The sequence below is a fragment of the Streptomyces sp. NPDC031340 genome, assembly GCF_055569945.1.
On record NZ_JBVIIE010000023.1, the window covers coordinates 73,832 to 93,856 of the forward strand.

Genomic DNA, 20,025 nt, shown 5'->3' on the forward strand with positions numbered 1-20,025 from the left:
CTCATGAGCGTCCCCGGCCCGGCAGGTGCTCGGCGTACTGGGTGATCTTCTGCCGTACTCCCCTGGCGGTGATCCCGGCCTTCTCCGGGTCGTGCAGCACCGCCTTGGCGGTCTTCTTGCCCTGCTCGGTCATGATGTGCGGCGGGATCGGCGCGATCTCCGGGTCGACCTTGAACTCGAGCACGACCGGCACCTCGGAGGCCAGGGCCTCGTCCCAGGCGGCGCCGACCTTCTTGGGGTCGTCGCACAGGATGCCCTTGAGCCCGATCAGCTGGGCGTAGGCCGCGTACGGGATGTCGGGGATGGTCTGCGATCCGGGGTACTTCGGGTCCCCGGACATGGCCCGCTGCTCCCAGGTCACCTGGTTGAGGTCATGGTTGTTGAACACGCAGAAGACCAGCGGCTGGGGCCCGGAGAGACGGTCGAGGTACCGCTTGACGGTGATCATCTCGTTCATGCCGTTCATCTGGAACGCGCCGTCGCCCACGAACGCGATGACGGGGCGGTCCGGATAGGCGAACCGCGCGGCGATGGCGTACGGCGTGCCCGGGCCCATGGTGGCCAGGGTGCCGGACAGCGAGGCGCGCATGCCCTGGCGCATCTTGACGTTGCGGGCCCACCAGTTGGTGCCCGAGCCCGAGTCCGCGGTGAGGATCGCGCCGTCGGGCAGCCTGGCCGACAGTTCGGAGGCGACGGCCTGGGGGTTGATGGTGTCGCCGAAGTGCTGGGCGGCCCACCGCTCGCACAGGTCGTTCCACTCGCTGACGCCCTTTTCGATCTTTTCCCGCCAGGAGCGGTCCTCCTTGCGCCGCAGCAGGGGGATGAGGGCCTTCAGGGCCTCCCTGGCGTCCGCGACGAGGTGCGCCTCCATCGGGTAGCGGATGCCGATCATGCGCCCGTCGATGTCGATCTCGACGCCGCGCGCCTGGCCTTCGTCGGGCAGCCACTCCGAGTACGGGAAGCTGCTGCCGATCATCAGCAGGGTGTCGCAGCCCCGCATCATGTCGTCGCTCGGCTTGCTGCCGAGCAGACCGATGGGACCGGTGACGAACGGCAGGTCGTCGGGCAGCACCTCGCGGCCGAGCAGGGCCTTGGCGACGCCGGCGCCGAGCAGTTCGGCCACCTCGAGGACCTCGGCCGCGGCGCCCGCGGCGCCCTGCCCGACGAGCATGGCCACCTTGTCGCCCTCGTTGAGGATGTCGGCGGCCCTGCGCACTTCTGCGGGGTCCGGCAGCACCCGCGGGCGGCTCCAGCCCACGCTGGAGAACACCGAGCCGTGCTTCTTCGGCGGCGAGGGCTGGGCGTCCTCCTCCTGCACGTCCTCCGGGATGATGATCGTCGCGACGCCGCGGGTGGTGAGCGCGGTCTTGAACGCCCGGTCGATGACGTGCCGCGCCTGCGCCGGGTGCACGATCATCTGGCAGAACTCGGACACGTCCGCGAACAGCCGCTCCAGATCCACCTCCTGCTGGTAGTGCGCGCCGAGACTGAGCCGCTTCTGCTGCCCCAGGACGGCGACCACCGGCTGGTGGTCGAGCTTGGCGTCGTACAGGCCGTTGAGCAGGTGGATCGCGCCGGGACCCGAGGTGGCGGTGCAGCAGCCCACCTCGCCGGTGAACTTGGCGTGCGCGCACGCCATGAACGCGGCCATCTCCTCGTGCCTGACCTGGATGAACTCCGGCTCCCCCTTGGCCCGGTCGAAGGCACCCAGCAGTGGGTTGATGCCGTCGCCCGGATATCCGTACACGCGTTCAACACCCCACTCGGTCAGGCGTTGCAGTACGTAGTCGGCCACTTCGGTCATGGACTTCTCCTGAGCGGACGGTGGAACAGGGCGGCCCCCGGGGTGCCTCCGGCGTCGGCCGGTAAACCCCACGGCGGCCCGCAGTGGTCACCGGTCGTACGGCAGCTCCCGCCTGGCCGGCTCGCGGACCAGGAACACGTCCACCGGATCCTCGCTCTCGAGTGTGAACCCGTGCCGTTCGTACAGCCGCCGGGCCGGACTGCCGCGCAGCACGTTCAGCCGGACCGGCGTGCCCTCGCGGTCGCACCGCGCCATCAGCCCGCGCAGCACAGCCGTACCGATGCCGCCGCCCTGCAGGTGCGGGGACAGGTAGAAATGCTCCAGCCAGTGGGCGCCCTCGGCCGGCCGCAGCGACACGCACCCGGCGAACACGCCGTCCACCTCGATCACCCAGGTGTGCGCCGGAGCGAACCCGTCCCGCAGCCGTCGCCGCACCCGCTGCCCGTCGTACCGTCCGAGCCGCTCCAGATCCGCCCGCAGCACCACGGCCCGCAGCTCGGCCACCGCCTCGACATCCGCCGCCGAAGCCGGCCGAAGCTCCCAGTCCCCCATGATCGTCAGGCTACCGTGCCGCGCTTCTCGTGCCTGCCGCGACGGCCGCGCGGCCTGCTGGATCCTGGCCGGCTGGGGCCTGTTCAACCTGGCCGAGGGCCTGCTGGACCACCAGGCCCTGGGCATCCACCAGGTGGCCGGCCCTTCGGCCCCGAAGCCCCCCCGGCGCCGGGCGGACCGGGGGCCGGGCCTGATGGGCGCCATGCACCACCACGGCACGGGCGGCGCCGGCCTGCCGGGGGCGGCGCTGACCGCCCTGGTCCTGCTCGCCGCGGCCGGCGGCCATCTGCTCGCCGTCCGCCGGGCCCGGCGCCGCAACCCCGCCCTGGGCTGGAGCGCCCGGCGGTCGGCATACTTCCTCACCGGGCTGGCCCTGCTCGCCGTCGCGCTGCTGCCGCCGCTGGGGCCCGCCGCGCACTCCGACTTCCGCGGACACATGGCCCAGCACATGCTCATCGGCATGTACGCGCCGCTCGCCCTCGTGCCGGCCGCCCCGGTCACCCTCCTGCTGCGCGCGCTGCCGCCGTCCCGGGCGCGCCGAGCGGTGCTGCACAGCCGGCCCGTACGGCTGGCGGGCCACCCGGCGGTGGCGCCGGCGCTGAGCACCGGCACCCTCGGCCTGCTGTACTTCACGCCGCTGTACAACACCGCCATGGACCATCCCGCCGGGCATTGGCTGACGAACGCCCACTTCCTCGTCTCCGGCTGCCTGTTCGCCCACGTCATCGCCGGTCCCGATCCCGCGCCCGCCCGGCCCGGCGTCCGTACCCGCCTGGTCTGCCTGGGCGTCGCGATCGCCGCGCACGCCCTGATCTCCCAGGCCATGTACGGCGGGTTCTTCGTCGACGTCCACGCCCCCGTCGACCAGGTCCGGCAGGGCGCGGAGATCATGTACTACGGCGGGGACATCGCCGAACTGCTGCTGGCCGCCGCGCTGGTGACCACCTGGCGGCCCGAGCGCCGTCCGGCCGTGCCGTCCCCGGGTGTGCGGGATACGGTGCGCCCATGAGCGGGATTCTGGTGACCGGCTCCGCGGACGGCCTGGGACGTGCCGCGGCGGACGCGCTGTTGTCCGCGGGTCATGACGTCGTGGTGCACGCCCGGAACCAGGAGCGCGCGGCGAGCCTCGACGGGCTGGTCGGCCGGGGGGCGCGCATCGTCGTGGGCGACTTCACCGAGCGGGCTGCCGTACGGCGCGTCGCGGCCGGGCTGAACGACGCCGGGCCGCTGGACGCGGTGATCCACAATGCCGGTGTGTGGAGCGGCCCGGCGGTCATGCCGGTCAACATCGTCGCGCCCTACCTGCTCACGGCGCTGCTGCACGGGCCGCGCCGGCTGGTGTACCTGAGCAGCGGCTCCCATTTCAGCGGGCACGCCTCGCTCACCGGCATCGACTGGCTCGGCCGGAGCGCGGGCTCGTACGCCGACAGCAAGCTGTTCGTCACGACGCTCGCGGCCGCGGTGGCCCGCCTGCGTCCCGAGGTGCTGAGCAACGCCGTGGATCCCGGCTGGGTGCCCACGAAGATGGGCGGGCCGAGCGCACCGGACGATCTCGAGCTGGGCCACCGGACGCAGGAGTGGCTCGTGTCGAGCGACGACCCCGCCGCCCTGACCAGCGGCGGGTACTGGTACCACCAGCAGCGGCAGCAGCCGCACCGCGCCGTCCACGACGAGGCGTTCCAGGACCTGCTGCTGCGGACCCTGGCCGAGGAGACGGGCACCGCGCTGTGACCGCCGCGCGGCGCCCGGAGGCCGGGGGCTTCCCCGCCGGGAGCCGCGGAGGACCTGATTCCGCGGTGGGGCTGGTATGACTGGCGCATGCAGGCAGAAACCGCTCAGTCGGCGATCGACACCTTCATCTCGGCGTTCAACGCTTCCCAGGACTCCTACGTCACGTCTCTGCTGTCCCAGGCACTGACCTCCGACGTGGTCTTCTGGGGGCCACTGGGGCGAAGGGAGGGAATCGAGGCAGTCGAGCTGTTCGTGCTGGACATCCGACGCCACCCGGCCGGGGTGGGCACGATGGTCCGCTGCTCCGGAGTGGACATGCCGGACGAGTGGGCTCGGTACCAGTGGGTATTCACCACGCCGGACGGGGGCCCGCGGCTGGCGGGAACCGACGTCGTGCACCTGCGACGGAGCCTCATCGACCAGATCATCGTCTTCGCCGGGGACATCCACCCGTCCCCGTGACGACAAGGCGCAACGCCTCCCTGGTGTCATCGAGTCGAGCCTCGTGGGCGCCCGGCCGGCGCTGCGCGGCCGGCCCGTCACTCCGAGCCGTAGTACAGCCGGAGGAACTCCTCCATCGCCGCGTCGACGCTGGCGTGGTCACCGGTGGCGAGCAGATCGAGCAGCAGTCCGCGGACGGTGGCGAGTCCCAGCCTCGCGCGGTTCCGGGCGGTGAGAGGGTCCGCGCCGGCGGCGACCTCGGCGGCGACGAGCGGTTCCAGCCAGTCCGCCACAAGCCCGTCCAGGATCGGGGCGGCTTCGGGGCGGCCCCGCAGCGCACGCCCGAAGATCTCGAAGAAGAGCCGCTCCTGATTGGCCAGTCGAGGTTCCGTCAGCTGCCGCCAGAGCAGTCGCGCGGCGTCGGCGGGCGGGAGGCCGGGCTCTGCGCGGAGCCGGGACAGCAGTTCGCGCTGGCGCCGCTCCGACGTCCGGACGATCTCGACGAGAAGCCGCTCCTTGGTGCCGAAGTAGTGGATCAGCATGCGATGGCTGACGCCGATCGCGGCGCCGAGACGACGCAGGCTCAGGTCGGCCATGCCGTGTGCCGCGACGTGGGCGACGGCCGCGTCGACGATCCGAGCCCGCCGGTCGCCGTCCGTCGCGGTGTCACTGCGGGCGTCGCCATCAGGGTCGGTGTCGGGGGTTCCGTCCTCGGGGCGCGGGCCGTCCATGTTCACCACGTCGCGAGCGTACCAAGTGGTACATGGCATGTGTACCGTGTGGTACATGAAGCCTGTCACCGTGTCGACAGACGTTCCGCAGACGCCCGAGCAGGTCTACGACTTCCTCGACGTCATGGCCCACCACGAGCGGTTCACCGACCACTACCTGTCCGACTGGCGCTACAGCGGGCCCGAGCGCGGCATCGGATCGTGCGCCACGGTGACCGCCGCCCTGGGAGCCGTGAAGACCGACATCGCCATCGAGGTCGTCGAGGTCGACGCACCACGGCGCATCATCGAACGGAACGTCAGCGCGGCCGGCCGGCGGCTGGCCCACGGCACCTACACCATCGAGCCGCTCGGGACCGGCGGAAGCCGCGTCTCGTTCACATACGCCTGGGTTCTCGCCCCGCTCGGCGACCGCCTGCTGGCACCTGCCGTCCGGGCCGCGATGCGGCGCGCCAACCGCACGGTCATGCGGCGGCTGGCCGAGGAGTTGGCCCACCACGCGTCCGCCGCCGGCTCCTGACGACACCTGGGCGGGGTCAGGCCCTGGTCCACGCCCGGCCTCCGTACCTGACTCCGGTCACCACCCTCGACGTGGCGCCGTCTCGCCGTCGACGGGGATGCCCAGCCGGCCGGCCACGGCAGTGAGGGCGGCCCCCAGGGGGAGTGCGACGCGGGTGACGGCGTGCCGGTCGCCCCGGGTCACGTCCCAGTTGACGATCAGCACCGGTTTGCCCGCCTCGGCCGCCTGACGCACGAACCGCAGCCCCGACATCACCGTCAGCGAGGAGCCCAGCACCAGCAGGGAGGCCGCCTCACGGACCAGCGCGCGGCAGAGCTCGACCCGCCCCGGTGGAACGGCCTCGCCGAAGAACACCACGTCCGGCTTGAGGATGCCGCCGCAGACCGCGCAGGGCACCACCCGGAAGTCCCCGACCTGGTCGTCGGTGAGGTCGGCGTCGCCGTCGGGATTGATCCCGGCCGCCACCGGCTCGAACCCCGGATTGGCCTCCTCCAGCCGCCGGGCGAGTTCGGCGCGCGGGCTTGGGTTGCCGCAGGAGAGGCAGACGACACGGTCCAGGCTTCCGTGCAGCTCCACGACGCCCTCGCTGCCCGCGGCCTGGTGGAGCCCGTCGACGTTCTGGGTGATCACGCCCGAGAGCAGCCCGTGCCGGCCGAACGCGGCCGTCGCCCGGTGCCCCGCGTTGGGGCGGGCACGGCCGAAGGTGCGCCAGCCGAGATGGCTGCGCGCCCAGTAGCGGCGTCGGGCGCGGGCACTGCCGGTGAAGTCCTGGTAGGTCATCGGGGTGTGCCGGCTCAGGCTCCCGCCCTCGCCCCGGTAGTCGGGGATGCCGGACTCCGTGGAGATGCCCGCCCCGCTGAGCACCAGAACACCGCCGGCGCCGAGCGCGTCGGCGACCGGCCCCAGGTCCGTGGTGCCCGGCGGCAGGTCCTCGGTAGGGGTCCAGCTCAGAGTGGGGCGCATGCGCATGCCGTCAGGGTACGGAACACCGCGACAGGCGGTCAGGCGGTCAGGCGGTCAGGCGGTCAGCGCCGCGAATTCGGCGTCGGCGCGCTCGGTGACCAGGGCGAGGACGCGGCCGGCGGCGGCCAGGTCGTCGGCGGGTATCCCGCCCCAGATGCGGGCGGTGACGGGTGCGGTCTCCGCGCCGATCGCGGCGAGCAGTTCGCGTCCCGCGTCCGTGGGGCGCAGGTGCGCGCCGTCCTCGACGAGCAACTGCCGGGCCAGCAGTTCGTCGACGGTGGCGCGGACATCGGCCGGGTCGGTCTTGAGGGAGGCCCGGACCTGGGAGACCAGGTCGTCCGTCGTCTGCGGGGCGGCGGCGCGCAGGGTGACCTGTTGCTGGAAGGTGGTGCCGTGCCGGGCCAGGACGTGCTCCAGGACGCCGCGGGCGGCGTAGTGGGCCAGGCCGAGGGCGCGGGCGTCGGCGACGGGTGCGTCGGTGGTCATGGTGTCGTCCCCTGGGTTCTCTTGTCGTTCGGTGCGGATGGTGCGTGTGGTGCCGGTTGTGCGGGTGGTGCGAGAGGTACGTCGAGCAGGGTCGTCAGTTCGTCGGTGAATGCGCGGGTGCGCGGGGCGTCGAGGCCGCCGAGCGGCTCCAGCAACCGCTGGAGCAGTTCCTGGACCGCCTCGATGGCCTGCCTTGTGACGACCCTGCCCCGCTCGGTGAGCGCGAGCTGCACGGCACGCGGGTCGCGGGGGTCGCGGGTGCGCTCGATCAGACCCGCCGCCTCCAGGGCACGCGCCAGCTTGGAGACGTACAGGGCCTCCAGGCCGGTGTGGTCGGCGAGCCGGCGCTGACTGGGCCGCTCGCCCGTGCGCTGCATGCCGTACAGCGAGGCGACCACCGAGTACTGCGCGTGGGTGAGGCCCAGCGGAGCCACCGCGCGATCGACCGCGACGCGCCACTTGTTGGCGAGCCGCCACACGAGAAATCCGGGTGTGGGACCCGGCGAACCCTTGCTCATGTGGATTAAAGTACATGGCTACTATAGCCATGGCTACTATTTTCCGGCGAACGCACCCGCGGACACCCGGAGCCCGACGGCCGAGCCGCTGCGAACGGTGTCGGTCAGGACAACTAAGCTCCCGCGCATGAGTGAGGCAGACAGAGGCACCGAACGGCGGGTCGTCGACGGGCGCTTCGAGCTGGAGGCCCGCCTCGGTGGCGGCGGGATGGGGATGGTCTGGCGGGCCAGGGACCTGGTGCTGCACCGGCAGGTGGCGATCAAGGAGGTCCGCCCGCCCGACCAGGACCTCGCCGAGTACGATCCCGAGTCCGCGCGGATGCTGCGCGAGCGGGTCCTGCGCGAGGCGCGGGCGCTGGCCAGGATCGACCATCCGAACGTGGTGACGATCCACCACATCGTCGACGGCGGCGAAGGCACCTATCCGTGGATCGTGATGGAGCTCGTCAGCGGCGGCTCGCTGGCCGACCGGCTGGCCCAGGGGCCGATGGCGCCCGAGGAGGCGGCCCGGATCGGCCGGGGCGTGCTGGCCGCGCTGACCGCCGCGCACCAGGCCGGCATCCAGCACCGGGACGTCAAGCCCGCCAACGTGCTGCTGCGTCCCGACGGCCGTCCCGTGCTCACCGACTTCGGCATCGCGGCGATCCGTGAGAACACCTCCCTCACCGCCACCGGGTCCATCATCGGAACACCGGACTTCATGGCGCCGGAACGCATCACCGGGCAGGAGGGCGGGGCCGCGTCCGACCTGTGGTCGCTGGCGATGATGCTGTACACGGCGGTGGAGGGGCACCACCCGTTGCGCCGCGGCACCACCATCGCCACGCTCGCCGCGGTGCTGCACGAGGACGTGCCACCGCCGGTGCGGGCGGGCTCCCTGCGGGACGTCCTCACGAGCGTGCTCGTGCGGGACCCGGCGGCACGGCCGGACGCCGCCGCACTGGACCGGATGCTGGCCGCGGCGGAGACGGCGGCCCCCCGGCCGGCTGCCGCCGCGGGAACACCGCCGGTGGACCAGCCCACCTCGTACGCCCTGCACCCGCCGTCCGGCCCGCTCGGCGCCGGGCACCCCACCGCGCCCGCGCACATGCCGGCCTCCGCGGGCTTCGGTCCGCCGCCCGCCCCCTTCGGGCCCGCGGGCACGGCACCGCCCCAGAAGGTCACCGCACTCATGCGCACGGACGGCCGGCGCGGTCCCGGCCGGGCCGTCCTGCTGAGCGCGCTGGGCGCATCGCTCGCGGGCACCGTGGCACTGGCCTGGTGGCTGGTTCCGCTCGGTGGCGAGTCCGGCGGCTCCGGCGACGCGAAGGCCGGCGCCTCGCCGGGCTCGTCCGCCACGGCGTCGGCGCCGGGCGGGACCGCCTTGGACACGACCGCCTCGCCCACCGCCACCGCCGCCCCCGCCGGCGACGGGTCGCAGGACAAGCAGAACGGCGACCTGCTCACCCCCGACGGCATCCGGAGCGCCATCAAGGCGTTCAAGAAGGCGACCGGCCGGGACATGTTCGGCGACTTCACCGTCTACCCCGAGTACGCCAGCGCCGAGATGATGGTCAAGGGCAGCAAGACCGCCTACGACTCCTACACCTACCGTCCCGGCCAGGGCGTGTCGAAGGGCATCATCTCCGGCACGCTGATGGGCGGAGACCAGCCCGTCAGTCTCGACGACTTCAAGTGGGACAAGGTCCCGGCTCTGCTGGCGCAGGCGGAGAAGAAGCTGAACGTCAAGGATCCGCAGTCCCGTTACCTGCTCGTGCGGCAGCCCAATACCACGTTCGACGAGCCGGCCGGCATGGCCGTCTACCTGTCGGGCACCTACGACTCCGGTTACCTGGAGGCCGACACCGACGGCAAGGTGCGGCGGGTGGTGCCCGCGGAGGGCTGACCACCGCGAACCGTCCGCCGGCGGTCCGGCCCCGTCGTGGCGTGGGCCGGGCCGCCGGCGGACGCCGGGGCATCGGACCCGCCCCTCCCCTGTCGGGCGCCCCCTATACGGCCGCCGCGCCCCCGGCCCGCGCGGTCCGCGCCGGCGGTGCGCTGTCGGCCGCCCGTCCGGGCCGCGCCGGCGGCAGGGGTTCGAGGTGCTGGGCGGCCTCCTCGGCGGTGTACGAGGAGGCGAAGGTGAACGCGCGCGGGGACGGGCCGTCCGCCCGCAGGCGGGCCAGCCGTTCCAGGGCCTCTGCGACGGTCGGGAGGTGACCGGCGGGGACCCACCACAGCACCAGGTGCGCCTCGGCGTGCCGCTCGAACCACTCGCGGCGCCGCCGCATCACCTCCAGGTGCCCGCTGCGGTAGGCGAAGTCCCACAGGGCCTCCGGGGACTCCCACACCGTCAGGTTGACGATGACGTTCTCCCCCGCCGGACGCAGGCCGGTGGCGTCGGCCGCCCCTTCCTCGACGAGCCGCCAGACGAAGCCGGGCGCGCCCTCGGCGGCGGCGTTGACCGGGTCCAGCAGCTCGACGAACGGCGCTGTGCGCGGGTCGTCGAGGGGGTGGCGGAGCGTGGCGAGGTTGAGCTGGGCGAGGTGGGCGGCGGGCACGGATGCGGTCATGGCCTCATCCCAGCACGGCACCTCTTTCTATGTCAATCAGCATTGTTTTTAGAACCTTCAGCATTGTTCTCAGAACCTTCGACCGCCTCGGCCGCCTCGACCACCACGCAGCACTCCCCCGGCCGGGCGTCCATCCGGGCGCGCACCGGACCGTCCGTGCCGAACAGCCCCTCCAGCAGCGCGAGATTCATGCCGCACACCAGCGGCGGGAAGCGTTCGGCGACGGAGTGGAAGGGGCAGTTGCGCATCCGGACGGCACACCCGGCCGCCCCGTCCGCCTCCTCGCCGCCCGCCAGGTACGGTTCGTAGCCCCGGGCGGCCAGCATGTCCGCGGCTTCGTCGAGCCCGCCGCAGGGCGCAGTCGCGCCGCGCAGGGTCTCGCCCCGGCGGCGCGCGGCCGCGTACAGTCCGGCGTCCAGCCCGGCCTCCTCGGCGGCCTCGGCGAGGAGTTCCGCGGCGGTGCGGTAGTCGCGGGCGGGCAGCGACACCGCCCGTTCGGCCCGCGCCCGCGTGTACACCTTCGCGGGACGCCCCGCCCCGGGCCCCGAACGGCCCGTGAGGCGACGGCTGCCGCTCTCCAGCAGCCCCGCCTCCGTCAGCCGGTCCAGATGGTGCGCGGCCAGCGTGCGCGCCACCCCGACCGCCTCCGCGGCCTCGTTGCGGCCGACCTCACGCCCCTGCGCCACCACGTACTCGTACAGACGGCGCCGGACCGGATCCTGCAACGCCGCGATCGCTTCGATGTCCTCCACCCGGCCATTCTAGGAACAACCCAGGTTGGAGATAGAAGGGTCGTGCCGCGCCGACGCGGTCACAGAACGGTCCGGGAATCGGCTCGTACGACGCATTTCCCGCCGCGTGCTCAGTACTGTGTGGGCAGCGATCCGGCGTGGTGGGTGAGGAGTTGGGCATGGCTGCGGCAGACGAACGGCCGGCGGAGGTCGACAAGCGGGACATCCCGCTGTCCGGCGGACGGACCCTGCGGGTGACGGAGTTCGGCAACGGCAGCATCCGCATCGCGGTGCACACCGGTTCTCCCTACGTGATCACCGGCCTGGAGCAGATCGACGGCGGGGCCGTGCTCAGGATCTCGCCCGGACGGGAAGGCTCGAACGCCCACAAGAACTGGGTCCGCGACCACAGCGAGGGTGACGGCGCGCCGTCGTAGGGAGCGGGACCGGCGGCGGGCCGGTCACTCGGGCAGCAGACGCAGGGCGTGCAGGGCGGTGCCCAGGTCGGCGAGGGCGGCCGGGTCGGACAGCGAGCGTCCGGTCAGCTCCTCGATGCGGCGGAGCCGGTAGCGCACCGTGTTGGGGTGGACGTAGAGCCCCTTCGCCGCCTCGGCCGCGGCGCCGCCCGCGGCGAACCACTGCCCCAGGGTCTCCAGCAGCCGCGCGCGCTCCGCGGCGGGCAGGGCCAGCACCGGGCCCAGGACGACCTCCACCAGACGTTTCGCCTCCGCCGGGGCCGCGGTGACCAGCATCGCGAGGGGACGGTCGTCGAAGCGGGCCACGCCCGGGCCGTCGCCCGGCAGACGGTTCAGGGCGAGCCGGGCGAAGCGCAGCGCCTGCGGTGTGTCGCGCAGCGAGTCGAAGAGGGGGCTGACCCCCACCCGGGCGCGGTGCCGGCGCAGCAGGCGCAGGCCCACGGTCTCCGCGCCGGGGTGCGTCAGGGAGACCACGCCGATCTGGGCGTCGGGCAGCAGGCGCCAGGCGGAGTGCACCCGGGCCTCACGCAGCGCGCCCTCGATCCCGGGCAGCGGTTCCTGTCCGGGATCCGGAACGGCCGCGGCCACCACCGCGTACGGTCCGCGCTCGCTGAGGCCGAGCTGCCCGGCGGCTTCCCACAGCGTGGTGCGCTCCGCCAGGGCCCCGGTGAACAGTGCCTCGACCAGTGCCGAGCGGCGCGCCTCGCGGCGCAGCGCCAGTTCCGCGCTGGTCTCCCGGTAGGAGGCGGCCACCGCCTCGGCGTAGCGTCCGGACAGCGCCCAGATGTCCGACGAGCCCGCGACCAGCTGCGCGTCCGTCACCTCGGGGTGCCGCTTGGCCTCGTCGATCATCCGCGACCAGAGGTACTCGAAGCCGACCCGGAAGGCGTGCAGGGTGTCCGCGAGGGGGACGCCCTGCTCGGCGCGCAGGCGGCCGGTCTCCCACGCGGAGCGCACGTCGGGCTCCGTGCGGCAGGCGAGATGGCCGAGCACCATGTCGGCGTTGGCCGTGCAGGACTCGTGCAGCGAAGCAAACGGGATCAGGGTCTCGTCGGTGTACGACTCGACCTCGGCACGGATGCGCCGCGCCATGTTCCCGCCCATTTCCGGCAGCCGGTCACGCAGCGCCGCGGCCACCTCCGAGAGTCCCATACCCGCAGCGTACGGCCTCCTGATTGTCCCCCGGAACAATCAGGCGGTGCGGGAGCTGTCCGCGCCGCCATGGACCCGTCCGGTCCCGGGCGTGAACATTCCGGCAGCGGTGACGGCGGGACCCGTCAGCCGCGAGCGGGATGCAAGGAGGCATCATGGCCAATCTGGCGGAATTCCTGGTGGAGACGGCACGTCGGCAGCCCGAGCGGCCGGCGCTGCGCCTGGGGACGGCGACCACCGACTACGCCGAACTGGACCGGCTGAGCGCGCAGGCCGCGGCGCTGCTGCGCACCGAGGGCCTGCGGGTGGGAGACCGGGTCGCCCTCATGCTGCCGAACGTGCCGGAGTTCGTGGTGCTGTACTACGGCATCCTGCGCGCCGGGGGCATCGTGGTGCCGATGAACCCGCTGCTCAAGGCCCGGGAGACCGAGTACCACCTGCGGGACTCGGGCGCGGTGCTGCTGTTCGAGTGGCACGCGGCCCCGGGCGAGGGGGCGCAGGGCGCGGCCGCCGCCGGGGTGCGGCACATCGCCGTGGAGCCCGCCGCCTTCGCCGCGGAGCTGGCGCCGCTGGAGCCGCTGTACGAGGTCGCCGCGGTGGCCGGCGACGACATCGCGGTCCTGCTGTACACCTCCGGCACCACCGGCCGCCCCAAGGGCGCCGCGCTCACCCACGGAGGGCTGCGCCACAACACGGAGGTCAACGTCACCGACGTGCAGCACCTCACGCCCGAGGACGTCATCGTGGGCTGTCTGCCGCTGTTCCACATCTTCGGCCAGACCTGCACGATGAACACCGCCGTCTTCGGCGGCGCCTCGCTCACGCTCATCCCGCGTTTCGACCCGGCGACCGTGCTGGAGGCCATCGTCCGCGACGGGGCGACCGTGTTCGAGGGCGTGCCCACGATGTACGCGGCCCTGCTCCAGCACCCGGGCGGCGCCGAGGCCGACGTCTCCACCCTGCGGATGTGCGTCTCGGGCGGCGCCTCCCTGCCGGTGGAGCTGCTGCACGCGTTCGAGCGCCGCTTCGGCTGCGCCATCCTCGAGGGCTTCGGCATGTCCGAGACCAGCCCGGTCGTCTCCTTCAACCATCTCGGCCGCCCGCGCAAGCCGGGCTCCATCGGCACCCCCATCCGCGACGTCGAGGTCCGGCTGGTCGACGACGAAGGCCGGGACGTCGACCCCGGCACGGTCGGCGAACTGGCCGTCCGCGGGCCGAACGTGATGAAGGAGTACTGGAACCGTCCGGAGGAGACCGCGGCCGCGGTGCCCGACGGCTGGCTGCGCACCGGCGATCTGGCGCGCCAGGACGAGGACGGCTACCTCTACATCGTCGACCGGAAGAAGGACCTCATCATCCGCGGCGGCTACAACGTCTACCCGCGTGAGATCGAGGAGGTGCTGCACGAGCACCCGGCGGTCGCCCTCGCCGCCGTCGTGGGCGTCCCCGACGACAGGCTCGGCGAGGAGGTGGCGGCGGCGGTGGTCCTGCGCGCGGGCGCCGAGGAGACGGCGGCGGGGCTGCAGGAGTTCGTGCGCGAGCGGGTGGCCGCGTACAAGTACCCGCGCCAGGTGTGGCTGATGGACGCGCTGCCGATGGGCCCGAGCGGCAAGATCCTCAAGCGGGAGATCACCGCCCGGCTCTCCTGAGGGCCTGCTCGCGGGGCGCCGGCGCGCCGGAAGTCCGGGAGCGGACCGGTGCGCCGGAAATCCGCGGGAAAAAATCGCGGCGGGATGTCGAGATCGCGGGAGCGGCTGCGTCTCCTGGGTGAACACGGCCACAATGGGCCGTAGCGCACTCAGGAGAACACCATGGCCAAGTACCTGTTGCTCAAGCACTACCGGGGCGCGCCGGCGGCGGTCAACGACGTGCCGATGGACCGGTGGACGCCGGAGGAGGTCTCGGCGCACATCCAGTACATGCAGGACTTCGCGGCCCGCCTGGAAGGCACCGGCGAGTTCGTCGACGGGCAGGCGCTCTCCCCCGAGGGCACGTTCGTCCGCTACGACGGCGAGGGTCGGCCGCCGGTCACCGACGGCCCGTTCGCGGAGACCAAGGACCTGATCGCCGGCTGGATGGTGATCGACGTCGACAGCTACGAGCGGGCGCTGGAACTGGCCGGCGAGCTGTCCGCGGCTCCCGGCGCGGGCGGGAAGCCGATCCACGAATGGCTCGAACTGCGCCCGTTCCTGACGGCGCCCGAGACCATCACGGAGTGACCTCGGTGGACGAGGCCCTGCTGCGGACCCTCACCCCCGCCGTGATCGGCGTCCTCGTCCGTCGCGGAGCCGACTTCGCGGCGGCCGAGGACGCCGTGCAGGAGGCGCTGATCGAAGCGGTGCGCGTGTGGCCGGACGATCCGCCCCGGGACCACAAGGGCTGGCTGGTCGCCGTGGCCTGGCGGAAGTTCCTGGACGCCGTCCGCGCCGACACCTCCCGGCGGCGGCGCGAGGAGCTCGTCGAGGGGGAGCCCGCGCCCGGACCGGGCACGGCGCGGGACGACACGCTCCAGCTGTACTTCCTGTGCGCGCACCCTTCCCTGACGCCGGCCTCGGCGGTCGCGCTGACGCTGCGCGCGGTGGGCGGTCTGACCACGCGGCAGATCGCCCAGGCCTACCTCGTGCCGGAAGCGACCATGGCCCAGCGCATCAGCAGGGCCAAGCGGACCGTCGCAGGCGTCCGCTTCGACCAGCCCGGTGACGTGGCCACCGTGCTGCGGGTGCTCTACCTGGTCTTCAACGAGGGCTACTCCGGCGACGTCGACCTCGCCGCGGAGGCGATCCGGCTCACCCGCCGGCTCGCGGCCATGACCCGTCACGAGGAGGCGGCGGGCCTGCTCGCGCTCATGCTGCTGCACCACGCGCGGCGCCGGGCGCGGACCGGCCCCGACGGCAGGCTGGTCCCGCTCGCCGAGCAGGACCGCGGTCTGTGGGACACCCGGCTGATCGCCGAGGGCGTCGACGTGCTCCAGGCCGCCCTCGCCCGCGACCGGCTGGGCGAGTTCCAGGCCCAGGCCGCCGTCGCCGCCCTGCACGCCGACGCCCGGACGGCCGAGGAGACCGACTGGGTACAGATCGTCGAGTGGTACGACGAACTGGTGCGGCTCACCGGCAACCCGGTGGCCCGCCTCAACCGGGCCGTCGCGGTCGGCGAGGCCGACGGTCCGCGGGCAGGTCTGGCCGCCCTGGCGGAGCTCGACCCCGCCCTGCCCCGGCACACCGCCGTCGCGGCGTACCTGCACGAGCGTGACGGTGACCTGGCGACCGCGGCGCGGCTCTACGTGGCGGCCGCCCGGGCGGCGTCCAACCTGCCCGAGCGGGACCATCTCACCCGGCAGGCAGCGCGGCTCAACGCACGGCTCCGCAGTTGACCGGCGTCCGCGGCGGACGGGCGTGCGTCCATCGAGGACCGGCGTCCGGCCCCCGGCGGCCGGCTCCGGTCCCGTTCACGCCCGGGGCCCGCCGCGCCCTTCGAAGTCCCGCCGCACGGCCGCGCCCCGGTCCTCGACCAGCCCGGCGTCGTCGGGGAGGTCCAGGACGGCGCCGCAGTGCTCGCACAGCTCCCCAGTGCCGGCCGGCGTGCCGCACGCCTTGCAGAAGCGGCCGGCCCTCGTGTCCTCGCTCTTCTCCGTCATCGCTTCTCCGTCATCGCTTCACCGAACGGGGTGATCGGTGGCGGATGCCCAGTACCCGAAGGTCCGGCGTCGATGCCCCGGCGCCCGGCCGGGCGGAGTCCCGGTGGCGCCGTGCGCCCGCTTGATGGCGGTTCGGCACGGCTGTTTGATGGTCGATACAGGTGCATCACGGACCCCGTGAGCACCCAACTCAGCCTGTGGGGGGCGCAATTGAAGAGCGCACACCGTCCCGGACGTCTTGCGGCCGTCCTGCTCGCCGCCCAGCTCGCCGGGGCCGGACTGACCCTCGCCGCCGCTCCCGCGGCGCACGCGGCGGCGGCCTCCGACGTCGTGGCCAAGCTGCCCATCGCCTCGTACTCGGCGCTCGCGGTCGACTCCGCGCACCAGCGCGCGTACGTCGCCGACAGCAACATGGGCAGCTACTACAACTACGGCGTCACGCCGTCTACACCTTCCAGGGCGAGCGGATCGCCACGATCAGCACGCAGTACCACGTCTCCGGACTGGCGCTGAGCGACGACGGCTCCACGGCCCCGCTGGAGTTCGCCTTCGAGGGCAGCCTCGACGGGGACCGGGTCGCTCCGCGCGGCCTGGAGTGGTCTGCCGACGGCTCCCGGCTGCTCGCCGTGACCAGGCGACGGCACCTTCACCGTCCTCGACGAGCCCGGCCTGGTCGGCGACGCCACGTACACCGTCTCCTTCCTCGGCGATCTGACCCACCGCCCCGCCGAGGACATCACCACCACGGTGTCCGTCGGCAAGGCGCCCACCTCGATCGCGTTGACGGCGCCCGCGGAGGGTTCGCTGAGCACCGGCGTCGAGATCACCGGCACGTTCACCGCGCAGGGCAAGGCGCTGCCCGACCGGGCGGTGCTCAAGGTCACGCGGACGGACCGGCTCGGCACCGGTGCGCTGTCCTCGGTGACCGTCGCGACCGACGGCACGTTCACCATCGACGACCTGCCGCGCACCCGGGGCGACGCGGCCTACACGGTCAGCTGGCCGGGCGACGACCTGCACGAGGCGTCGACGGCGTCGGCGACGGTGTACGTCAAGCGGTAGCCCGGCCCCCTCCCCCCGCTCAGCCGGCGCTCGGCGGCAGTTGCGCCGGGCTGACCAGTTCGCCGAGGACCTCGGCCATGAACTGGACCAGCCAGCGCTGGGCGGGGTCGCGGGACGCTTCGTGGCGGGCGTAGAGGGCGACCTCGATCGGCTCGGTCTCGAACGGCAGACGGACCAGGCGGAGACGGTGGGAGGCGGTGAAGACCTCGCCGACGTACTCGGGGACGATCGCCACCAGGTCGGTCCGCTCCAGCAGATAGGGCAGCATGGAGAAGCGGGTGGCGTCCACCGCCACCCGGTCCAGCAGTCCGTGGGTGGCGAGCACGGATCTGGGCAGGGTGTGGCCGCTGGGGCCGTACACGGTGGCGTGCTGTTCGGCCGCGAGTTCGGACAGGGTCACCGACGCGCCGCGGATCCGGGGGTGGCCGGCGGCGACCATGCCGACGTAGCGCTCCTGGAAGAGCGGGATGCGCACCGTGCGGTGGGAGGTCAGCACCGGGGTGGCGACGAAGGCGTCGAGTTCGCCGCGGCGCAGCTGGCTCTCGGCCTGGTCCACGTCCAGCGGGCGCACCGCGAAGGAGACACGGGGCGCCCGCTCGCGGGCCGCCGCCGCGAGACGCGGCAGCAGCGTCGTCTCGCCCAGGTCGGACAGGGCGACGGTGAAGCGGCCCGCCATGGTCGCCGGGTCGAAGTCGTCGCCCTGGCGGACGGCTCCGTCGATCTCGGCCAGCGCCCGCTGCAGCGGCTCGTACAGGCGCCGGGCGCCCGCGGTCGGGGTCAGGCCGCGGCCGGTGCGGCGGAACAGGTCGTCGTCGAAGTGGCGGCGCAGCTTGGCCAGGCTGTAGCTCACGGTGGGCTGGGTGACGTGCAGGGTCTCGGCGGTCGCCGTGACGCTGCCGGTCTCGTACAGCAGGACGAAGACCCGGGCCAGATTGAGATCGAAGTCGGCCATGACCGGCGACTCTATCGAGGCCATCGATATCGCGGCGCCTGAACATCTATTGGCGACCATGTCGCGCGGTCCCTAGCGTGGTCTGCGTCACTCCGGAAGGAGCGCCACGTGTCGTCCGTGCGCCGCATCGCCCACGAGTTCCTGCAACGCCAGGGGCTCACCACCGTCTTCGGCAATCCCGGCTCCAACGAACTGCCCTTCCTGGCCGGCCTGCCGGACGGGTTCCGGTACGTCCTGGGGCTGCACGAGGGCGCCGTGGTGGGGATGGCCGACGGCTACGCGCAGGCCACCGGCCGTCCCGTCCTGGTCAGCCTGCACGCCGCGGCCGGCTCCGGCAACGCGATGGGCGCGCTGACCAACGCGGTGGCCGCGCGCACGCCCCTGGTGATCCTGGCCGGCCAGCAGGTGCGATCGGCGATCGGGCCGGAGGCCAACCTCGCCAACGTCGACGCCCCGACGCTGATGCGGCCGCTCGTCGGCTGGGCCGCCGAGCCGGCGTGCGCGCAGGACGTGCCCCGCGCGCTCGCGCAGGCCGTCTTCGAGGCCCGGTTGCAGCGCCGCCCGGCCTATCTGTCGGTGCCCTACGACGACTGGGCCGCCGACGCCGGCGAGAACGCGCCGGCGGTACTGGACCGCCAGGTGGGACGGGCCGGCGTGCCGGGCGGGGAGCAGGGGCGCCGGCTGGCCGAGGCGGTCGCCGCCGCCGAGCGGCCCGCGCTCGTGCTGGGCGGTGACATCGACTCGGCCGGGCTGTTCGAGGACGCGGTGCGGCTGGCCGAGCGGCTGGGCGGACCGGTGTGGGCGGCGCCGTCGCAGTTCCGGCTGCCCTTCCCCAACCGCCATCCGCAGTTCCGGGGCGTGCTGCCGGCCGGCATCGCGCCCGTCCGCGAGGCGTTCGAGGGGCACGATCTCGTGCTGGTGCTCGGGGCTCCGGTGTTCCGCTACCACGAACACCTTCCCGGACGGTATCTGCCGCCGGGCGCCCGGCTGATCCAGGTGACCGAGGACGCCGCCGCCGCTGCGCGTGCGCCGGTGGGCGAGGCGCTGGTCGCCGATCCCGGCGCGGTGATCGGCCTGCTGGTGAAGGCGCTCGACGCGCCCGGGGCGCCCGCCGCCGGCTACCGGCCGGTGCCCCCGCCGCTCACCGCGCAGGGCGGGCGCCTGCACCCCGAGGAGGTCTTCGCGGCGCTGCGCGACGAACTGCCCGGCGACACGGCCTACGTGGTGGAGTCGACCTCGACGAACGCCTCGTGGTGGCGCCAGATGGACCTGCGCCGGCCCGGCTCCTACTACTTTCCGGCGGCCGGCGGCCTCGGCTTCGGGCTGCCCGGCGCGGTCGGGGTCGCCATGGCCCAGCCGGACCGGCCGGTCGTCGGCGTGATCGGGGACGGCTCGGCGAACTACGGCATCACCGCCCTGTGGACGGCCGCCCGGCACCAGGTCCCCCTCACCGTGGTGCTGCTGCGCAACGGCACGTACGGGGCGCTGCGCTGGTTCGGTGACCTGCTCGGCGTGCCGGACGTGCCGGGCCTGGACCTCCCGGGCCTGGACTTCACCCGGATCGCCGAGGGCTACGGGGTGCCCGCCCGGCACGTCGGCGACGTGGACGAGCTGCGGGCCGTGCTGGCGGGGCGCCCGGACGGGCCCCGGCTGATCCAGGTCGACACGGCGCCGACCGCGCCGTCCTGACGACGCCCCACCTGACGAGGTCCCATGCGCG

The 20,025-nt window shown here is 73.4% G+C and carries 23 protein-coding genes and 1 pseudogene; 13 read left to right on the forward strand and 11 right to left on the reverse strand.

Going from position 1 to position 20,025, the window contains the following annotated elements:
- Position 1: 1 nt before the first annotated feature.
- Together ACZ5GT_RS19625 and ACZ5GT_RS19630 are read right to left on the reverse strand one after the other, a co-directional pair.
- Positions 2-1,804, reverse strand: a complete 1,803-nt coding sequence (locus tag ACZ5GT_RS19625) for a thiamine pyrophosphate-requiring protein (protein ID WP_469025549.1) — start codon at positions 1,802-1,804, stop codon at positions 2-4.
- Positions 1,805-1,891: 87 nt separating this feature from the next.
- Positions 1,892-2,356: a GNAT family N-acetyltransferase gene (locus ACZ5GT_RS19630; RefSeq protein WP_469025554.1), complete on the reverse strand. Its 465-nt coding sequence runs from the start codon at positions 2,354-2,356 to the stop codon at positions 1,892-1,894.
- Between ACZ5GT_RS19630 and ACZ5GT_RS19635 the strand changes: the two are divergent.
- From ACZ5GT_RS19635 to ACZ5GT_RS19650, 4 genes and pseudogenes are all read left to right on the forward strand, one after another.
- Positions 2,355-2,483 (forward strand): annotated as a pseudogene (locus ACZ5GT_RS19635) (DUF2243 domain-containing protein); the annotation flags it as partial. The gene ACZ5GT_RS19630 and the pseudogene ACZ5GT_RS19635 sit on opposite strands and share 2 nt — an antisense overlap.
- 66 nt (positions 2,484-2,549) lie before the next feature.
- Positions 2,550-3,365, forward strand: coding sequence for a cytochrome c oxidase assembly protein (locus ACZ5GT_RS19640; RefSeq protein ID WP_469025768.1), 816 nt, complete (start codon positions 2,550-2,552; stop codon positions 3,363-3,365).
- Positions 3,362-4,087: an SDR family NAD(P)-dependent oxidoreductase gene (locus ACZ5GT_RS19645; protein WP_469025557.1), complete on the forward strand. Its 726-nt coding sequence runs from the start codon at positions 3,362-3,364 to the stop codon at positions 4,085-4,087. Before ACZ5GT_RS19640 ends, ACZ5GT_RS19645 begins: the two co-directional genes overlap by 4 nt.
- 87 nt (positions 4,088-4,174) lie before the next feature.
- Positions 4,175-4,549 (forward strand): nuclear transport factor 2 family protein, encoded by a 375-nt coding sequence (locus ACZ5GT_RS19650; protein WP_469025560.1) that lies wholly within the window; start codon positions 4,175-4,177, stop codon positions 4,547-4,549.
- Between the two features lie 77 nt (positions 4,550-4,626).
- Here the strand turns inward: ACZ5GT_RS19650 and ACZ5GT_RS19655 are convergent, their stop codons facing one another.
- Positions 4,627-5,259, reverse strand: a complete 633-nt coding sequence (locus tag ACZ5GT_RS19655) for a TetR family transcriptional regulator (RefSeq protein ID WP_469025771.1) — start codon at positions 5,257-5,259, stop codon at positions 4,627-4,629.
- 55 nt (positions 5,260-5,314) lie between these two features.
- On the opposite strand from ACZ5GT_RS19655, the gene ACZ5GT_RS19660 reads away from it, so the two are divergent.
- Positions 5,315-5,779 carry an SRPBCC family protein gene (locus tag ACZ5GT_RS19660; protein ID WP_469025563.1) on the forward strand — a complete coding sequence of 155 codons (465 nt, stop codon included), beginning with the start codon at positions 5,315-5,317 and terminating at the stop codon, positions 5,777-5,779.
- Positions 5,780-5,836: 57 nt separating this feature from the next.
- Here the strand turns inward: ACZ5GT_RS19660 and ACZ5GT_RS19665 are convergent, their stop codons facing one another.
- From ACZ5GT_RS19665 to ACZ5GT_RS19675, 3 genes are read right to left on the reverse strand one after another with little or no spacing between them, the layout of a single operon-like run.
- Positions 5,837-6,748 (reverse strand): NAD-dependent protein deacetylase, encoded by a 912-nt coding sequence (locus tag ACZ5GT_RS19665; RefSeq protein WP_469025568.1) that lies wholly within the window; start codon positions 6,746-6,748, stop codon positions 5,837-5,839.
- A gap of 48 nt (positions 6,749-6,796) precedes the next feature.
- A complete protein-coding gene (locus tag ACZ5GT_RS19670) occupies positions 6,797-7,228 on the reverse strand; it encodes a MarR family transcriptional regulator (RefSeq protein ID WP_469025572.1) in 432 nt (143 codons plus the stop codon).
- Positions 7,225-7,746, reverse strand: a complete 522-nt coding sequence (locus ACZ5GT_RS19675) for a MarR family winged helix-turn-helix transcriptional regulator (protein WP_469025577.1) — start codon at positions 7,744-7,746, stop codon at positions 7,225-7,227. Before ACZ5GT_RS19675 ends, ACZ5GT_RS19670 begins: the two co-directional genes overlap by 4 nt.
- A 127-nt stretch (positions 7,747-7,873) precedes the next feature.
- Here ACZ5GT_RS19675 and ACZ5GT_RS19680 point away from each other — a divergent pair, with 127 nt between their 5' ends.
- Positions 7,874-9,631, forward strand: a complete 1,758-nt coding sequence (locus ACZ5GT_RS19680; protein WP_469025580.1) for a serine/threonine-protein kinase — start codon at positions 7,874-7,876, stop codon at positions 9,629-9,631.
- A 103-nt stretch (positions 9,632-9,734) separates the two neighbouring features.
- Here ACZ5GT_RS19680 and ACZ5GT_RS19685 read toward each other — a convergent pair whose 3' ends face one another.
- Together ACZ5GT_RS19685 and ACZ5GT_RS19690 are read right to left on the reverse strand one after the other, a co-directional pair.
- Entirely contained in the window at positions 9,735-10,298 is a 564-nt protein-coding gene (locus ACZ5GT_RS19685; protein WP_469025583.1) for a DUF3291 domain-containing protein, read from the reverse strand.
- A 32-nt stretch (positions 10,299-10,330) separates the two neighbouring features.
- Positions 10,331-11,050, reverse strand: a complete 720-nt coding sequence (locus tag ACZ5GT_RS19690) for a helix-turn-helix transcriptional regulator (protein WP_469025588.1) — start codon at positions 11,048-11,050, stop codon at positions 10,331-10,333.
- Positions 11,051-11,208: 158 nt separating this feature from the next.
- Here ACZ5GT_RS19690 and ACZ5GT_RS19695 point away from each other — a divergent pair, with 158 nt between their 5' ends.
- Positions 11,209-11,466 (forward strand): hypothetical protein, encoded by a 258-nt coding sequence (locus ACZ5GT_RS19695; RefSeq protein WP_469025591.1) that lies wholly within the window; start codon positions 11,209-11,211, stop codon positions 11,464-11,466.
- A gap of 24 nt (positions 11,467-11,490) precedes the next feature.
- On the opposite strand, the gene ACZ5GT_RS19700 is transcribed toward ACZ5GT_RS19695, so the two are convergent.
- Positions 11,491-12,657 (reverse strand): PucR family transcriptional regulator, encoded by a 1,167-nt coding sequence (locus tag ACZ5GT_RS19700; RefSeq protein WP_469025596.1) that lies wholly within the window; start codon positions 12,655-12,657, stop codon positions 11,491-11,493.
- A gap of 155 nt (positions 12,658-12,812) precedes the next feature.
- On the opposite strand from ACZ5GT_RS19700, the gene ACZ5GT_RS19705 reads away from it, so the two are divergent.
- The 3 genes from ACZ5GT_RS19705 (at position 12,813) to ACZ5GT_RS19715 (ending at position 16,027) form a co-directional block, all read left to right on the forward strand.
- Positions 12,813-14,306, forward strand: coding sequence for a long-chain-fatty-acid--CoA ligase (locus ACZ5GT_RS19705; protein ID WP_469025601.1), 1,494 nt, complete (start codon positions 12,813-12,815; stop codon positions 14,304-14,306).
- Between the two features lie 162 nt (positions 14,307-14,468).
- Entirely contained in the window at positions 14,469-14,876 is a 408-nt protein-coding gene (locus ACZ5GT_RS19710) for a YciI family protein (RefSeq protein WP_351893401.1), read from the forward strand.
- 5 nt (positions 14,877-14,881) lie between these two features.
- Positions 14,882-16,027 carry an RNA polymerase sigma factor gene (locus ACZ5GT_RS19715; protein WP_469025776.1) on the forward strand — a complete coding sequence of 382 codons (1,146 nt, stop codon included), beginning with the start codon at positions 14,882-14,884 and terminating at the stop codon, positions 16,025-16,027.
- Positions 16,028-16,102: 75 nt separating this feature from the next.
- Here ACZ5GT_RS19715 and ACZ5GT_RS19720 read toward each other — a convergent pair whose 3' ends face one another.
- Positions 16,103-16,291, reverse strand: a complete 189-nt coding sequence (locus tag ACZ5GT_RS19720; protein ID WP_469025610.1) for a hypothetical protein — start codon at positions 16,289-16,291, stop codon at positions 16,103-16,105.
- Between the two features lie 177 nt (positions 16,292-16,468).
- On the opposite strand from ACZ5GT_RS19720, the gene ACZ5GT_RS19725 reads away from it, so the two are divergent.
- Both ACZ5GT_RS19725 and ACZ5GT_RS19730 read left to right on the forward strand, forming a co-directional pair.
- The gene (locus tag ACZ5GT_RS19725; RefSeq protein WP_469025617.1) at positions 16,469-16,804 is read left to right on the forward strand and encodes a hypothetical protein; all 336 of its coding nucleotides are present in this window, start codon (positions 16,469-16,471) and stop codon (positions 16,802-16,804) included.
- A 234-nt stretch (positions 16,805-17,038) separates the two neighbouring features.
- Positions 17,039-17,353 carry a hypothetical protein gene (locus tag ACZ5GT_RS19730; RefSeq protein ID WP_469025621.1) on the forward strand — a complete coding sequence of 105 codons (315 nt, stop codon included), beginning with the start codon at positions 17,039-17,041 and terminating at the stop codon, positions 17,351-17,353.
- A 19-nt stretch (positions 17,354-17,372) separates the two neighbouring features.
- Here the strand turns inward: ACZ5GT_RS19730 and ACZ5GT_RS19735 are convergent, their stop codons facing one another.
- Entirely contained in the window at positions 17,373-18,305 is a 933-nt protein-coding gene (locus ACZ5GT_RS19735; protein ID WP_469025626.1) for a LysR family transcriptional regulator, read from the reverse strand.
- 108 nt (positions 18,306-18,413) lie between these two features.
- Between ACZ5GT_RS19735 and mdlC the strand changes: the two genes are divergently transcribed.
- Positions 18,414-19,994: a benzoylformate decarboxylase gene (mdlC, locus tag ACZ5GT_RS19740; RefSeq protein WP_469025629.1), complete on the forward strand. Its 1,581-nt coding sequence runs from the start codon at positions 18,414-18,416 to the stop codon at positions 19,992-19,994.
- The last annotated feature ends 31 nt before the right edge of the window (positions 19,995-20,025 follow it).

Excerpts from the sequence above, each read along its gene's own strand:
- ACZ5GT_RS19625 (WP_469025549.1), bottom strand. The coding sequence starts at position 1,804 with ATGACCGAAGTGGCCGACTACGTACTGCAACGCCTGACCGAGTGGGGT.
- ACZ5GT_RS19630 (WP_469025554.1), bottom strand. The coding sequence starts at position 2,356 with ATGGGGGACTGGGAGCTTCGGCCGGCTTCGGCGGCGGATGTCGAGGCG.
- ACZ5GT_RS19640 (WP_469025768.1), top strand. The coding sequence starts at position 2,550 with ATGGGCGCCATGCACCACCACGGCACGGGCGGCGCCGGCCTGCCGGGG.
- ACZ5GT_RS19645 (WP_469025557.1), top strand. The coding sequence starts at position 3,362 with ATGAGCGGGATTCTGGTGACCGGCTCCGCGGACGGCCTGGGACGTGCC.
- ACZ5GT_RS19650 (WP_469025560.1), top strand. The coding sequence starts at position 4,175 with ATGCAGGCAGAAACCGCTCAGTCGGCGATCGACACCTTCATCTCGGCG.
- ACZ5GT_RS19655 (WP_469025771.1), bottom strand. The coding sequence starts at position 5,259 with ATGGACGGCCCGCGCCCCGAGGACGGAACCCCCGACACCGACCCTGAT.
- ACZ5GT_RS19660 (WP_469025563.1), top strand. The coding sequence starts at position 5,315 with ATGAAGCCTGTCACCGTGTCGACAGACGTTCCGCAGACGCCCGAGCAG.
- ACZ5GT_RS19665 (WP_469025568.1), bottom strand. The coding sequence starts at position 6,748 with ATGCGCATGCGCCCCACTCTGAGCTGGACCCCTACCGAGGACCTGCCG.
- ACZ5GT_RS19670 (WP_469025572.1), bottom strand. The coding sequence starts at position 7,228 with ATGACCACCGACGCACCCGTCGCCGACGCCCGCGCCCTCGGCCTGGCC.
- ACZ5GT_RS19675 (WP_469025577.1), bottom strand. The coding sequence starts at position 7,746 with ATGAGCAAGGGTTCGCCGGGTCCCACACCCGGATTTCTCGTGTGGCGG.
- ACZ5GT_RS19680 (WP_469025580.1), top strand. The coding sequence starts at position 7,874 with ATGAGTGAGGCAGACAGAGGCACCGAACGGCGGGTCGTCGACGGGCGC.
- ACZ5GT_RS19685 (WP_469025583.1), bottom strand. The coding sequence starts at position 10,298 with ATGACCGCATCCGTGCCCGCCGCCCACCTCGCCCAGCTCAACCTCGCC.
- ACZ5GT_RS19695 (WP_469025591.1), top strand. The coding sequence starts at position 11,209 with ATGGCTGCGGCAGACGAACGGCCGGCGGAGGTCGACAAGCGGGACATC.
- ACZ5GT_RS19700 (WP_469025596.1), bottom strand. The coding sequence starts at position 12,657 with ATGGGACTCTCGGAGGTGGCCGCGGCGCTGCGTGACCGGCTGCCGGAA.
- ACZ5GT_RS19705 (WP_469025601.1), top strand. The coding sequence starts at position 12,813 with ATGGCCAATCTGGCGGAATTCCTGGTGGAGACGGCACGTCGGCAGCCC.
- ACZ5GT_RS19710 (WP_351893401.1), top strand. The coding sequence starts at position 14,469 with ATGGCCAAGTACCTGTTGCTCAAGCACTACCGGGGCGCGCCGGCGGCG.
- ACZ5GT_RS19720 (WP_469025610.1), bottom strand. The coding sequence starts at position 16,291 with ATGACGGAGAAGAGCGAGGACACGAGGGCCGGCCGCTTCTGCAAGGCG.
- ACZ5GT_RS19735 (WP_469025626.1), bottom strand. The coding sequence starts at position 18,305 with ATGGCCGACTTCGATCTCAATCTGGCCCGGGTCTTCGTCCTGCTGTAC.